This is a genomic window from Streptomyces sp. NPDC090077, from assembly GCF_044747545.1.
Lineage (GTDB): Bacteria > Actinomycetota > Actinomycetes > Streptomycetales > Streptomycetaceae > Streptomyces.
The window spans coordinates 119,901-132,049 of the sequence record NZ_JBIVEG010000001.1; the positions used below are offsets into that span (position 1 = coordinate 119,901).

The 12,149-nt window shown below is 73.2% G+C and carries 14 protein-coding genes; 11 read left to right on the forward strand and 3 right to left on the reverse strand.

The annotated features are described in order from the left end of the window. The first annotated feature begins 10 nt into the window (after nucleotides 1-10). From ACIPW5_RS00475 to ACIPW5_RS00485, 3 genes are all read left to right on the forward strand, one after another. Nucleotides 11-460 (forward strand): hypothetical protein, encoded by a 450-nt coding sequence (locus ACIPW5_RS00475; RefSeq protein ID WP_401238262.1) that lies wholly within the window; start codon nucleotides 11-13, stop codon nucleotides 458-460. A 194-nt stretch (nucleotides 461-654) separates the two neighbouring features. Next, on the forward strand, nucleotides 655-1,797 hold the full coding sequence (locus ACIPW5_RS00480) for an ATP-binding protein (protein WP_401238265.1): 1,143 nt from the start codon (nucleotides 655-657) through the stop codon (nucleotides 1,795-1,797). Continuing rightward, the gene (locus ACIPW5_RS00485; RefSeq protein ID WP_401238266.1) at nucleotides 1,794-2,420 is read left to right on the forward strand and encodes a response regulator; all 627 of its coding nucleotides are present in this window, start codon (nucleotides 1,794-1,796) and stop codon (nucleotides 2,418-2,420) included. Before ACIPW5_RS00480 ends, ACIPW5_RS00485 begins: the two co-directional genes overlap by 4 nt. Before the next feature lie 30 nt (nucleotides 2,421-2,450). On the opposite strand, the gene ACIPW5_RS00490 is transcribed toward ACIPW5_RS00485, so the two are convergent. Then, entirely contained in the window at nucleotides 2,451-2,906 is a 456-nt protein-coding gene (locus ACIPW5_RS00490; RefSeq protein WP_401240031.1) for a MarR family winged helix-turn-helix transcriptional regulator, read from the reverse strand. Nucleotides 2,907-3,075: 169 nt separating this feature from the next. On the opposite strand from ACIPW5_RS00490, the gene ACIPW5_RS00495 reads away from it, so the two are divergent. The 3 genes from ACIPW5_RS00495 (at nucleotide 3,076) to ACIPW5_RS00505 (ending at nucleotide 6,119) form a co-directional block, all read left to right on the forward strand. Then, a complete protein-coding gene (locus ACIPW5_RS00495) occupies nucleotides 3,076-4,206 on the forward strand; it encodes an NADH:flavin oxidoreductase (protein ID WP_401238269.1) in 1,131 nt (376 codons plus the stop codon). A 188-nt stretch (nucleotides 4,207-4,394) separates the two neighbouring features. Beyond that, nucleotides 4,395-5,519 (forward strand): TolB family protein, encoded by a 1,125-nt coding sequence (locus tag ACIPW5_RS00500; RefSeq protein WP_401238271.1) that lies wholly within the window; start codon nucleotides 4,395-4,397, stop codon nucleotides 5,517-5,519. Nucleotides 5,520-5,576: 57 nt separating this feature from the next. Beyond that, a complete protein-coding gene (locus ACIPW5_RS00505; protein ID WP_401238274.1) occupies nucleotides 5,577-6,119 on the forward strand; it encodes a DapH/DapD/GlmU-related protein in 543 nt (180 codons plus the stop codon). An 81-nt stretch (nucleotides 6,120-6,200) separates the two neighbouring features. On the opposite strand, the gene ACIPW5_RS00510 is transcribed toward ACIPW5_RS00505, so the two are convergent. Then, nucleotides 6,201-6,710 carry a RidA family protein gene (locus tag ACIPW5_RS00510; protein ID WP_401238277.1) on the reverse strand — a complete coding sequence of 170 codons (510 nt, stop codon included), beginning with the start codon at nucleotides 6,708-6,710 and terminating at the stop codon, nucleotides 6,201-6,203. Between the two features lie 186 nt (nucleotides 6,711-6,896). Between ACIPW5_RS00510 and ACIPW5_RS00515 the strand changes: the two genes are divergently transcribed. From ACIPW5_RS00515 to ACIPW5_RS00525, 3 genes are all read left to right on the forward strand, one after another. After that, the gene (locus ACIPW5_RS00515; RefSeq protein ID WP_401238280.1) at nucleotides 6,897-8,132 is read left to right on the forward strand and encodes an MFS transporter; all 1,236 of its coding nucleotides are present in this window, start codon (nucleotides 6,897-6,899) and stop codon (nucleotides 8,130-8,132) included. A 159-nt stretch (nucleotides 8,133-8,291) separates the two neighbouring features. After that, nucleotides 8,292-8,693, forward strand: a complete 402-nt coding sequence (locus tag ACIPW5_RS00520; RefSeq protein WP_401238282.1) for a hypothetical protein — start codon at nucleotides 8,292-8,294, stop codon at nucleotides 8,691-8,693. 178 nt (nucleotides 8,694-8,871) lie between these two features. Further along, the gene (locus ACIPW5_RS00525) at nucleotides 8,872-9,477 is read left to right on the forward strand and encodes an HAD family hydrolase (RefSeq protein ID WP_401238284.1); all 606 of its coding nucleotides are present in this window, start codon (nucleotides 8,872-8,874) and stop codon (nucleotides 9,475-9,477) included. Here ACIPW5_RS00525 and ACIPW5_RS00530 read toward each other — a convergent pair. Next, a complete protein-coding gene (locus ACIPW5_RS00530) occupies nucleotides 9,474-10,124 on the reverse strand; it encodes a PadR family transcriptional regulator (protein WP_401238286.1) in 651 nt (216 codons plus the stop codon). The two genes, ACIPW5_RS00525 and ACIPW5_RS00530, sit on opposite strands and share 4 nt — an antisense overlap. A 209-nt stretch (nucleotides 10,125-10,333) precedes the next feature. Between ACIPW5_RS00530 and ACIPW5_RS00535 the strand changes: the two genes are divergently transcribed. Together ACIPW5_RS00535 and ACIPW5_RS00540 are read left to right on the forward strand one after the other, a co-directional pair. Beyond that, nucleotides 10,334-10,987 (forward strand): DUF5701 family protein, encoded by a 654-nt coding sequence (locus ACIPW5_RS00535; protein ID WP_401240034.1) that lies wholly within the window; start codon nucleotides 10,334-10,336, stop codon nucleotides 10,985-10,987. Nucleotides 10,988-11,447: 460 nt separating this feature from the next. Further along, entirely contained in the window at nucleotides 11,448-12,080 is a 633-nt protein-coding gene (locus ACIPW5_RS00540) for a helix-turn-helix domain-containing protein (RefSeq protein WP_401238289.1), read from the forward strand. The last annotated feature ends 69 nt before the right edge of the window (nucleotides 12,081-12,149 follow it).

Sequence of the window (12,149 nt, forward strand, 5' to 3'; positions counted from 1 at the left end):
AGCAATCCGAATGAACCGCAAGTCCGCCGTCCTGACCGCCGCCGGAGTGGTCTCCGCGCTCGCCCTCGCCGCGATCGTCGCGACCCCGGCGATCGCCGACTGGCGCGAGAACCGCCACGTGCAGAGCGGCACCTACGCCACCGGCGCCCTGGCCAAGGCCGAGCGGGCCTCGGTCCCCCGCTGGCTGCCCGACGGCGCCACGGCCGTCTCCTACGCGATGAAGACCACCGGCGGCGAACGCCTCCTCAAGGCCGCCCTCCCCGGAGGCGGGCTCCCCGAGGGGTGCAGGCCGCTGGACGGCGCGGCGGCGAAGGAGCCGGGGATGAAGGCCGACTGGTTCCCCGAGGGCGCCCGGAACAGGGCCACCGCCCGCTGCGGCCTCTACTACGCCCACCTCGACGGCTCCACCCTCTACGCCTGGCAGGACAACACCGACTGGATCGACGCCGGCGCCCCCTGACCGGCCGCCGGCTGCCGGCCGCCGGGGCGGCGCGCCTGCTCGGACGTCCCGCATGACCCGGCCGGACCGGAACGGCGTTTCCAGCGTGTCCGAGGAGTGTCTTGACGGCGAGAAACGCGGCGAGATCCACTAAGGCACGACACCCGCCCATATGGGCGGGTACCGGTGGGGTTTCGGCGCGTGGGGGGCGAGGGGTGGGACTTCGGCGTGCGCGGGGGTTCGCGGTGAAGGCCGCGGCGCTGTTCCGTCTGGCGCACCTGATCGCCGCGGCGGGCGTCGTGTTCGAGGGCCCGGTGGACGGCCGGAGCGTGGTTCTGCTGGCCTGTGCCGGTGCCGTCTCGGTGGTCCTGTACGTGCCCGCCCTCGTCCGCGGCTGGTTCTCCGGCCCGGGTGTCTGGGCCGACGTGCTGGTCACCGGGTGCTGTCTCCCGTGGGTCGCGGTCGCCGTCGTCGGCGAGGGGCAGGCCGTGGCGCCGCACGGCTGGCTGATGGTGCAGAGCCTGTCGGCGGCCGCGGCCGCCGTGGTCGCGTTCGGGTGGCGCGGCACCGCCCTCGCGCTCGCGCTGCTGCTCGCCACCTCGCTGGGGATGCACGGGGTGGTGCCGGACTCGGACCCGGAGGGCGTCCTCGACCACGTCAGTGCCGTCGCCACGTCCGTCGCCCTGACCGGCGGCGTCTGGTGGTACACCCGGCGCCAGGGGATCCTGCTGGACGCCGCGCACGACCGGGCGGTGGCCGCCGAGGCCGCTCGCGCGCGGCAGGCCGAGCGGACGGCGCACCACGCGGCCCTGCACGACACCGTCCTCGCCACCCTCACCACGATCGGGGCCGGCCGCGTGGACGCCAACGCCCCGGCGGTCCGCGAGCGCTGCGCCCGCGAGGCCGCGTACGTACGGCGGCTCGTCGAGTCCGGGGACGTCCCGTCCCCCGGCGGGGCCGCGGACGCGCGGGCCGCGCTGGAGGAGGCCGTGCGGCGGGCGGAGGGGCTGGGGCTCACCGTGAAGGCGCAGTACCACGCCGTGCCGGACCTGCCCCGGGAGGTCGCCGAAGCACTGGCCGCCGCGGTGTCCGAGGCCCTGAACAACGTGAGCCGGCACGCGGGCACCGACACGGCGTACGTGACGGCCGTCGGGGGTGCCCGCGGCGGTGTGGAGGTGACCGTGGCCGACCGCGGGACCGGATTCGACGCCTCCGGAGCCGGCGGCTCCCGCGGCGCCGCCGGCGGTACCGGACTGCGGCGCTCGGTGCGCGGCAGGCTGGCGGCCGTCGGCGGGGCGGCGGACGTGGACAGCCGCCCCGGCGAGGGGACCGCCGTCGAGCTGAGGTGGCCCGCGTGATCGACGTCGCCGTGGTCGACGACGACCGCATGCTGCTCGACGGGCTGGGCTCGTGGCTCGCCCGTCAGCAGCGGCTGCGCCTGGTCGGTACCGCGGCCACGGTCGGGGAGCTGCTCGCGCGGCCGGGGGCGGCGCCCGAGGTCGTCCTGCTCGACCTCGTCCTGCGGGACGGGTCCGCTCCGGAGGCGAACGTACGGCGGGTGCGGGCTTCGGGGAGCAAGGTCCTGCTGATCAGCACCGTGACCGACCGCGACCGGATCGTGGCGGCCGTCGCGGCCGGAGCGGACGGCTACCTGACGAAGGACCACGCCCTGGAGGTCCTCGTCGAGGCCGTCGAGGCGGTGGCGGCGGGCGGCACGGCGCACTCGCCCGAGCTGGCGTTCGCCTGGGCGAACGACACCGGTCCGGCCCGGCCGCACCTGGCGCCGCGGGAACGCCAGGTGCTGCGCGACTACGCCTCGGGGCTGACGCTGAAGGCCGCCGCGCGCCGGGCGGGCATCAGCGTCCACACCGCGAAGTACTACCTGGACCAGGTGAAGGAGAAGTACCGGGAGGTCGGCCGCCCCGCCCATACGAAGATCGAGCTGGCACAGCGGGTCCGCGAGGACGGCCTGCACCCGTGAGTCACCGGGGCGGGCCCGGGCCGCCGGTTCCTACGGGGCCGGCGGGTGGCACGCGGCGCCGGTGTCCCCTTCCTCGGTGCGCGGCCAGTAGCGTCCTTCGAGGGCCTCGGCGCTGCGGTTGAGGCGGATCAGGACGTCCTCCAGCTCCCGCACCTCCTCGGGGGACCAGCCGGCGACGATCCGGGCCAGACAGGACCGGTTGACCTCGCGGTCTCCGGTGAGCCGGCGCCCGCCCTCGGCGGTGATCCGCAGTTTGCGGGCCATGCCGCCGTCCGGGTCGGCGACGCGTTCGGCGAGTCCGCAGCGCAGCAGTGCGGCCGTCTGGCGGTTGACGGTCGAGGTGTCGAGCCCGAAGGCCTCCGCCAGCTGGCCGATGGACATGGGGCCCTGGGTGTCTATGCGGCTGAGCAGCAGGTAGGCCGACCGCTCCAGGCGCTCGGGGTCGCGCTCGCGCCGGCCCAGCACCTGGTGCCGCGAGAGCAGCATCAGCTCCCGCTCCAGTTTCTCCAGCACTGCGCCTCCCGCTCCTCCCGGCGCTCCATTATCGCCGAACCACGGACCGGCGAAGCCCTGCAATATGCATGATACATATCATGTGTACTATGCACTTCTCGTTGTCGTCCGACGAGCCACAGCCTCAACCCGGAGGACCCGCATGACCGTCACCACGTCCACCGCCTCCCGCGCGGCCGAAATCCTCTCCCGGCCCGTCACGCTGAACGGCCTGGCCGTCCCCAACCGCATCGCGATGGCGCCGATGACGCGGATGTTCTCCCCCGGCGGCGTGCCCGGCGAGGACGTGCGGGCGTACTACGCCAGCCGGGCCGCCGCGGGCGTGGGCCTGATCGTCACCGAAGGCACCTACGTCGGCCACGAGTCGGCCGGCCAGAGCGACCGGGTGCCGCGGTTCCACGGTGAGGAGCAGCTGGCGGGGTGGGCGAAGGTCGCCGCGGCCGTGCACGAGGCGGGCGGCACGATCGTGCCCCAGCTGTGGCACATAGGCATGGTGCGCAAGCAGGGCGAGGCACCGTACCCCGACGCGCCCGCCGTCGGCCCCTCCGGCATCCGCGTCGACGGCACCGAGGGGACCGGGAAGGCGATGACCCGCACCGACCTCGACGAGGTCGTCGGCGCCTTCGCCGACGCCGCCGCCGACGCCGTGCGGACCGGCTTCGACGGCGTCGAGCTGCACGGCGCCCACGGGTACCTGCTCGACCAGTTCCTGTGGGAGCGGACCAACCGCCGCACGGACGCCTACGGCGGCGACGCGGTCGCCCGCACGAAGTTCGCCGCGGAGGTCGTGGCCGCCGTCCGCGAGCGCGTCCCGGCCGACTTCCCGGTGATCTTCCGCTACTCGCAGTGGAAGCAGGAGGCCTACGACGGCCGGCTCGCGCAGACCCCGCAGGAGCTGGAGGCCATCCTGGCCCCGCTGGCGGCGGCGGGCGTCGACGTCTTCCACGCCTCCACCCGGCGCTACTGGCTCCCGGAGTTCGAGGGCTCGGACCTGAACCTCGCGGGCTGGACGAAGAAGCTCACCGGCCGGCCGGCGATCACCGTCGGCTCCGTGGGCCTCGACGGGGACTTCATCCGCTCCTTCGCCGGCGAGGGGGCGGCGCTCGGCGACCTCGACAACCTCCTGGACCGCATGGAACGCGACGAGTTCGACATGGTCGCGGTCGGCCGGGCCCTGCTCCAGGACCCGCAGTGGGCCGCGAAGGTCCTCGGCAACCGGTTCGACGAGCTGAAGCCGTACGACGCGGCCTCCCTCGGCTCGCTCAGCCGGTAGCCGGCGGTCCCCCGCGGGAGGGCCCCGTGAGGCCGGTCCGCCGGCCCCGCGGGGCCTTCGCGCTCCGTCATGGCCGAAACCACATCTCCCGGGCATGTGCCTCATTGACCCCGCAGCACGGCCGCGATTGCATGCTCTGGCCTGCGGCAGGGAGCCGCAGGCGGGACATCGTCCTGGCTGGGGGGAACATGAGGGGAACCACGAACAGGGTCACCACCAGACGCGTGCGGGCCGCCCTGGGCGCGGCCGCCGCGGTCTGCGCGGTCACGGCCGCGTTGCCCGGAGCCGCCTGGGCCGGGCCCTCGGCGGTGACGGGTACCGCGGGTACGGCCACCGTGGGGGTCGAGAGGATCAGCGTCGCGCCCGACGGCACCCAGGGCAACGGCGGTTCCGGCGCCGCGTCGATCACGCCCGACGGCCGCCGTGTCGTCTTCTCGTCCTCGGCGCGCAACCTGACGTCCGACAACCCGGCGGGCAACGAAGCCGTGTTCGTCCGCGACCAGCAGACGGCCCTGACCAAGCGGATGGGAACGTACACCCCGCTCCAGCCCCCGGCGATCAGCGGCAACGGGGCGTACGTCGGCTACTCGCTCCAGTGGTTCAATGACGTACGGATCCGCCAGTACCAGGTGAGCAGCGGTGGGACGGCGTCCGCCAACTGCTCCGCCTACAGCTGCGACCAGCCGTCGCTGAACGGGGACGGCCGGTACACGGCCCTCGCCCTCCTCATCCGGAAGCCGGCGCCCACCAACCGTCAGCGCGTCGAGGTCCACGACTGGAACACCGGCGCCGTGGTGACCGTCGCCTCCTTCGAGCACACCCAGCAGGCCCGGCCGTCCATCAGCGGCGACGGGCGCTACGTCGCCTACCAGGACGGCGCCGCGAAGGACGTCTTCGTCTGGGACCGGACCACCGGCACCAGCACCGGCCCGGTCGAGGGCCCGGCCACGGCGGCCTCGCTCCTCCAGCTCAGCGACGACGGCGGCACGGTGGTCTACCTCTCGGGCTCCCACACCTACGTCCACGACCTGCGTACGGGCACGACCCGAACGGTCCCTGACGTGAAGGGCCTGGCCGTCGATCCGACCGGCCGGCACCTGCTGTACGCGCCGAACGGCACGGGCGGACCGTCGCTGGTCCTGCGCGACCTGGAGACCGGTACCGACCAGGTCGTCTCGGACCGGCCCGCCACGGCGGGGATCGACGCGGTCAGCACGGGAGGACGCGACGTGGTCTTCCAGTCCGCGGCCGACGACATCGTGCCGGACGACACCAACGGCGCCTCGGACGTCTTCGTCCGCCACCTCTTCTGACCGGACCGGTCTGATCCCGCCTTGTCCGGCACGGCGGACGGGCGGGAGAATCCCGGCATGTCCAGCGACCGGCTCATGCGCATCCACAGTCCCGAGTTCCAGGCCATGGCGGAGAGGGTGCTGGAGGTCACCCGGCTCACCTCCCGCCTGAACGTCCTGCCGTTCGAGGACGAGGAGGGCAAGGCCGCACTGCTGGAACGGATCCTCGGCAAGCCGCTGCCGCCGAGGGTCACGGTCTATCCGCCCTTCTACACGGACCACGGCCTGAACCTCGAACTCGCCGAACGCGTGTTCATCAACCAGAACTGCACGTTCCTGGACTACGCCGGCATCCGGCTCGGCGCGCGCGTGATGGTCGGCCCGAAGGTCACGTTCATCACCAGCGGCCACCCGGTCGATCCCGAGGAGCGGCGGCTGTACCTGACGGGTGCTCCCATCGACGTCGCGGAGAACGTGTGGATCGGCGCCGGTGCCACGATCCTGCCCGGGGTCAGCATCGGCCGTGACGCCGTGATCGCGGCCGGCGCGGTCGTGGCCGAGGACGTTCCGGCGGCGAGCTTGGTCACCGGCCCGAAGGCCGCGGTGCGGCGGCAGTGGTGACGCGGGTGGCGACACGGCTGGTGACACGGCACCGCCCCCGGCCGGAGTACCGGCCGGGGGCGGTGCAGCGGGCCCGCCGCGTCAGGAGCGCGGCGAGAGCTTGACGATGGCCTCGATCTCCACGAGCTGGTCGGGGACCGACATGTCCGACACGCCGACGATGGTGTCGGTCGTGCGGTGCTTGCCGACGTACTCCTTGTGCAGGCGGGCGGCCGTGTCGAAGTTCTGCCGCAGGTCCTTGGTGAAGATCTTCATGCTGATGATCTGGCTGCGCGGCACCTTGTAGTGCGCGAGGACCTTGTCCAGGTTCGCGAACGACTGGCGGACCTGCTTCTCGAAGTCGCCGGCGCCCACGAAGTTCCCGGCCGCGTCGTGCGACACCTGACCCGAGATGTAGATCACGTCCCCGGCCTTGATGCCCTGCGAGTAGCCGTAGGACTCCTCCCACGGGACTCCGAAGGTGAAGTGGTCCCAGCCCCGGCGCGCCTGGTCCTGTGCACTGGCTCCCTGCGGTCCCACGAAGGTGATCATCGTGGCCACGATCGCGGCCACCACGGCGCCGATGCCGAACTTGCGCCTTGACTTGGTCATTCCCGTTGTCCTTTCGTCCCCAGTGGAGCCCGGAGCCCTGACGCTTTCAGAGCGGAAAGGAGAACTCCTCGAACGGACGTCGAGTGCGGCCGGTGGGCGCGTGCCGGGACGCAGGTGCCGGGAGGGGCTGGCCTGATCCGGTGCCTGCGGGTGCCGGGGCCGGCGCGGGGCTGGGAGCATCTGCGGATGCTCGGAAAACGTGGTGCGGTCCTGACGGTGCTGGCGGCCGCGTACGGCCTGTCCTCCATGGGGGACCAGATGGCGATCGTCTCCCTGACCCTCCGTCTGCACGACGAGGGTCACTCGGGTGTTGCCGTCTCGGCGCTGGTCATCGCCGGGGTGCTGCCGCTGGTCGTGGTCGGGCCGCTGGCCGCGCCGCTGGTCGACCGGGTCGAGAGCGGCCGGCTGGTCGTCGCGGTGACGGCTCTGCAGGCCCTGGTCAGCGCCGGGCTCGTGTTCGTGACCGACCTCGCGCTGACGCTGGTCCTGCTGGTCCTGCTCGGTGCCGGACTGGCGCTGGCGTCCCCGGCCCTGCTGCTGCTGGTCCCGCAGATCACCGGCGACGACGGCACCGCCCGCGGCTACGCCCGGCTCGACGCCTTCCGGTCCACCGGCAACGTGGCCGGCCCGGCGCTGGCCGGTGCGCTGATCGCCGTGTCCGACGTACGGGTGGCCCTGCTGGCGAACACGGCCACCTTCGCCGTCATGGCCGTGGTGCTGTCCTTCCTCGGGGTCCGGCGCGAGCCCGTCCAGGGGGCGGGAGGGAGCTGGCCGGCACAGGTCCGCGAGGGGGTGCGGGTCCTGGGCGGGGACCGGCTGCTGCGTACGGCGATCCTCGCGCTGGCGTCGGCGATCGTCTTCACCGCCGTGCTGAGCGTGGCCCGGGTCTTCTTCATCCGGGACGACCTGGACGTGTCCGGCACCGGGTACGGCCTGCTGGTCAGCGCGCACACCGTCGGCATGCTGGCCTCCGCGACGCTGATCGCCCCGCGGGTCCCGCTGGAGTGGCAGCCTCGGGTCCTGGTCGGTGCCGGGGTGCTGATGGGGGCCTCGCTCGCCGTCGGGGCGGCCGTGCCGGTCTTCGCCCTCGCGGTGGTGTCGTTCTTCCTGACCGGCGTCGCCAACTCCCTCCAGGGGCTGGCGATCCGCAACCTCATCCACGCCCGGGTCCCCGAGCAGGTACGGGGGCGGGCCTTCGCCACCTCGGGGGCGACGCTGAACGGGGCCAACCTGGCGGGGACCGCCCTGGGCGGCCCGGCCACGGCGCTGCTCGGTGGGGCCGGGGCGCTGGAGCTGGCGGGGGCGGGCACGCTGCTCGCCACCCTGGCGGGCAGTCCGGTGCTCCTGCGCGGGCGCGCCGGCGCGGACGTCCCGCGGGGGTCGCAGGCTCCGGAGCGGGCTGCCGATCCCGCGCAGGAGTAGGCGCGGCCGCGGGTGGCCGGTTCCCGCTCCTGCCCGTTGACGGGCCGCCGGGGCGTCCCTAGCGTCGAAAACCGACCGACCGGAATCGGTCCTGTACCTCGTGTCTCTGATCTCAGAGGGTGCCAGGCGGTCCCTGCCACCCGTCAGAGGGGGAAACCCATGTCCAGCACGATATCTCCCGACCATCCCATCATTCGAGAACTGGTGCTCCTGGGCGACTCCGCGCCCGGGCGCCGCGCTGGGCGGACCGTCGTCGCCCAGTCCCACTGCGAGATCGACCTCGGCTCCGACGCGGCGCTGGAGCGGTGCGTCCAGGCCCTGCGCGCCTCCGACGAGCGCCTGGCCGAACTGTCGGACGGCCCGTACGACTGGCAGCGGACCTGGGTGGAACGCAACGGCCAGGCCGGCGGCAAGGTCGTCTTCGACGTGGCCTGGTACGACGAGGAGTTCTTCCAGGAGAAGAAGGACACCTTCCTCGCCCCCGAACACCTCGCGATGTACGCGAACATCGGGGCCGAGGAGGGGGCGGTGCGGGTCACGCACTGGCACAAGGTCGACTGACGCACCGCCAGCCGATCGGGGAGGGCCGTCCGCGAGAGCGCGGGCGGCCCTCCGCGCGGTCGTGGCGGCGGGCCGGGCGGTACTCCGATCGGGTGGCGGCGGGGCGGTGCGTGCGGTGGCCGGACGGGCCGTGGGCACAGGACCCGGAGGGAACCCGCACACCTCGGAGGCGCTTCACATGTCCGTGCTCTTCTTCGACATCGGGGCCACGCTGGCGGACGCCCGGCTGGAGCCCGACGGCGCGCTGACGCTGCGCCCCCGGCCCCGCGTGGCCGCCGTCCTGGACTCCCTCGCCGGCGTGCGCATGGGCATCGTCTCCGACCCCGGGCCGGGCGAGGGCGCGGCCGAGCGGGCCGCCGCGGCCCTCGCGGGGGCGTTTCCCGGCCGGTTCGCGGACGCGGGTCTCGTGCACTGGGGCGTGAAGGACGGCCGCGGGCCGTTCGACCTGGCGGTCGCGAGCGCCGGGGGCGTACCGGCCGACGCGTGCGTGTTCGTCGGCGAGGACGCCCGGGAGCGGGCGTTCGCCCGGGAGGCGGGGATGCGTACGGCTCCGCATCCGGTGTTCGCCGCGGCCGCGATGGAGGGCCGTCCCGTGTTCTCCGTACGGATCGGCCTGCCCGACGGGCGGGAGCCGGCCGAGCTGGACGCGGTGGCGGCGACGACCGAGGCGGTTCCCGGGCGCACGCTCCCGGACCGGCTCGTGCTCGCGACGGCGAGTGCGCTCGGCGCCGGGGTGCTGGAAAGCGCCGGATTCCCGGTGGACCGGCAGGAGCGGGTGGACTAGCGGGCGGACCGGCGGGGGTCCTCGGGGCGGGGTCCCGTGGCGTACGGGTTCGCCTGGCCTTCCGCGAGGACGCCCACGAAGGGTTCGCCCTCCCCCGCGAAGGTGTAGGCGCCGGCCTCGATGCGCGCGATCAGGCCGTGGGTCCAGGCCGCTTCGCTGTCGGCCGAGTGGACCCACCTGTTCATGATCTCGCCGATGTGCCCGAGCTGTCCGGGGCCGCCCTGCGGCGTGTAGTACCCGGTGACCTCGGCGCGCCACCGGCGCAGCCCCTCGGTCCGCTCCTTGAGGAGGGCGACGGCTTCGTCCCGCGGCAGGTCGACGATGAATCCGAGGCCGGCCGAGAGGACGTCCGCCTTCTGGTCGTACGAGGTCAGCGCCTGGCGCAGCAGGGCGAGGTACTCCTCGGTGCCCCGGCCGGTGATCTCGTACTCGACGCGCGGCGGGCCGCCGGCGGTGCTCGGCGCGACCTCGTGGGCCAGCAGGAGGCCTTCCTTCGCCATCTGCTTGAGCGCGTGGTAGATCGATCCCGGCTTGGCGTTGGACCACTCGTGGGCGCCCCAGAACTCCAGGTCGTTGCGGACCTGGTAGCCGTGCGCCCGTCCGTGCTGGCGCACCGCGCCGAGGACCAGCAGCCGGATCGCTGACATGGGCGTCTCCTTTCAAGACAAGTTCGACCAGCTTATGGCTCCGGGCTCCGCGGGTTTCCGCATGCCGAAGCCCTGTAATCAAGTTTGACTAATGGAGTGGGCTGTCGTACGGTTCCCTGGTAGTCAAGTTTGACTATGCATCCGTGCCCGCCCGGCCACCGCCCTGACCGTCTGCCGCTCCGATCGCGCACCGAGGGAGAACCGTGCCCCTGCCCGAATCCGTTTCCGAAGATGCCGTGGCCCCGCTCCCGCCGCTCGCCGTCCAGGCCGAGCGGCTGATCGAGCTCGGCGTGCCCGCGCTCGCCGGGATCTCCGCCGCCGAACTGCGCGCCTTCGCCGGGGGCGGAGGCGACGGCGCCCTGCTCGCCGTCCATCCGGACCTGGCACCCGCCTCCGTCCTCGCACCGCTGCTCCGCCGGGAGGGGAAGCCCGGCTTCGTCGTCACCGACATGCAGGACGTCGACCGGTTCGCGCCCCACGGCATCGAGCTGCCCGACGCTCCGCTCTACCTCGTCGACGGCCCGGACCGCGGTGACCGCATGGCCAACTGGAGCCCGGACGAGGCGCTTCCCGCCCTCACCGGGGAGGGCCGCACCCCGCTCCTGCTCACCGAAGGCATCCTCTGGGTCGTCCAGCAGCCCGAAGTCCTCGACCGCAACCACTGCTTCATGACCATCGGCTCGCGCCTCGTCAAGGCCAACGGCAGCCCCGACGCGCGCACTCCGGCGGTCTGGATCAGCAACGGCACCGGGCGGGACGGCCGCGAGCGGCGCAACGCGCCCAAGGTCGGGTGGTGTTGGTGGAACAACCGGCACACCTGGCTGGGATTCGCCTCCGCGACCGGCCGCCGGTCCCGCATCTGAGCGCCGCGGGCTGCGGGACGGCGGGCGCGGAAGGGATGCCGTGCGCCGCCCGCGGGCTTCGTCCGGACCGCGATCGAGCGGCCGGGGAGCGAAGTTGCGAACCCTCCCCCGTGGAGATCGCATCCTCTGGGCGGCGCACAGAGCCACCCGGGAGGCCCGTCGCGCGTGCGAGGGGCCGCCTCCACGGCGGCATGTACAAGATCCTGCTGCACTGCCCCTTGAGTGTCAACAATAGTTTTCACATACCTCAACTCAAGGGCCGTCCGGGCTCCTTGCCTGCGGATCCGCGGGGTGGCGGGTGCTCCTCACGGGACTGCGGGGGCGCCGGTGAACCGTGTCGGCACCGGGGGCTTTAGACCCTTCCCTGTCAAGGCGAAAGCGGCGATGATCGTGGCACTCGCCACCCCGGCCGCCCTGCGCGCCGGCAACGGCGCCGATCGAGCCGACAGGTAAGGGATTGATGAGCGGCACGGGGAACGAACGGGCGTCGCTGATCTCCGCACGTCTCGACTTCCTGTTCGCGCACGTCTTCCCGCGCAACGGCGGCCCCCAGTCGGAGGACTCCGTCAGCTTCGCCACGGGCGTGCCGGCCGCCCTCCTGCGGAGCCTGCGGGCGGGCGATCCCTGCGGGGAGGGCGTGGACGACGACCCGTTCATCGCCAGGCTCGACCACCTGCTGAAGACCCGGATGACCGCCGAGGGCAAGCCCCACACGATCACGGACGTGGCCAGGGCCTGCGGAAAGTCGCGGACCTGGCTCTACAACCTGCTGGACGACAAGAGCAAGCCGAGCCTGGAATCCACCAAGCTGCTCTGCCGGATCTTCGGGGTGGACCCGTCCTTCTTCACGGACGACCCCCTGGAGGCCCTGGCGCGGCACTTCGGCATCGAGGCGGGGGCACGGTTCTTCGTACTCCCCGATGACGACGAGCTGGTGCAGGAGACCAAGAGCCAGGTGGAACTGGTCGCGCTGCTGCGGGAAGTGGGCGCTCCGGCCGTGCTCAGCCGCTACCTCGGCACCCTGCCCGGCTCTCCTCCCGGCTCTCCTCCCGGCTCACTTCCCGCGGGCACCACACCCCGCTCCGGGGCCTGAGTCCCCGGAGCGGCCGGCCACAAGGGGACTCGGGGACCGGTGGAGCCGGAAGCGGCGGGCAGCCATTCG

What these genes read in the sequence shown, in the direction of transcription:
- ACIPW5_RS00475 (WP_401238262.1), top strand. Translation starts at nt 11, where the DNA reads ATGAACCGCAAGTCCGCCGTCCTGACCGCCGCCGGAGTGGTCTCCGCG.
- ACIPW5_RS00490 (WP_401240031.1), bottom strand. Translation starts at nt 2,906, where the DNA reads ATGCTGCTCTCGCGGCACCAGGTGCTGGGCCGGCGCGAGCGCGACCCC.
- ACIPW5_RS00495 (WP_401238269.1), top strand. Translation starts at nt 3,076, where the DNA reads ATGACCGTCACCACGTCCACCGCCTCCCGCGCGGCCGAAATCCTCTCC.
- ACIPW5_RS00500 (WP_401238271.1), top strand. Translation starts at nt 4,395, where the DNA reads ATGAGGGGAACCACGAACAGGGTCACCACCAGACGCGTGCGGGCCGCC.
- ACIPW5_RS00505 (WP_401238274.1), top strand. Translation starts at nt 5,577, where the DNA reads ATGTCCAGCGACCGGCTCATGCGCATCCACAGTCCCGAGTTCCAGGCC.
- ACIPW5_RS00510 (WP_401238277.1), bottom strand. Translation starts at nt 6,710, where the DNA reads ATGACCAAGTCAAGGCGCAAGTTCGGCATCGGCGCCGTGGTGGCCGCG.
- ACIPW5_RS00515 (WP_401238280.1), top strand. Translation starts at nt 6,897, where the DNA reads ATGCTCGGAAAACGTGGTGCGGTCCTGACGGTGCTGGCGGCCGCGTAC.
- ACIPW5_RS00520 (WP_401238282.1), top strand. Translation starts at nt 8,292, where the DNA reads ATGTCCAGCACGATATCTCCCGACCATCCCATCATTCGAGAACTGGTG.
- ACIPW5_RS00525 (WP_401238284.1), top strand. Translation starts at nt 8,872, where the DNA reads ATGTCCGTGCTCTTCTTCGACATCGGGGCCACGCTGGCGGACGCCCGG.
- ACIPW5_RS00530 (WP_401238286.1), bottom strand. Translation starts at nt 10,124, where the DNA reads ATGTCAGCGATCCGGCTGCTGGTCCTCGGCGCGGTGCGCCAGCACGGA.
- ACIPW5_RS00540 (WP_401238289.1), top strand. Translation starts at nt 11,448, where the DNA reads ATGAGCGGCACGGGGAACGAACGGGCGTCGCTGATCTCCGCACGTCTC.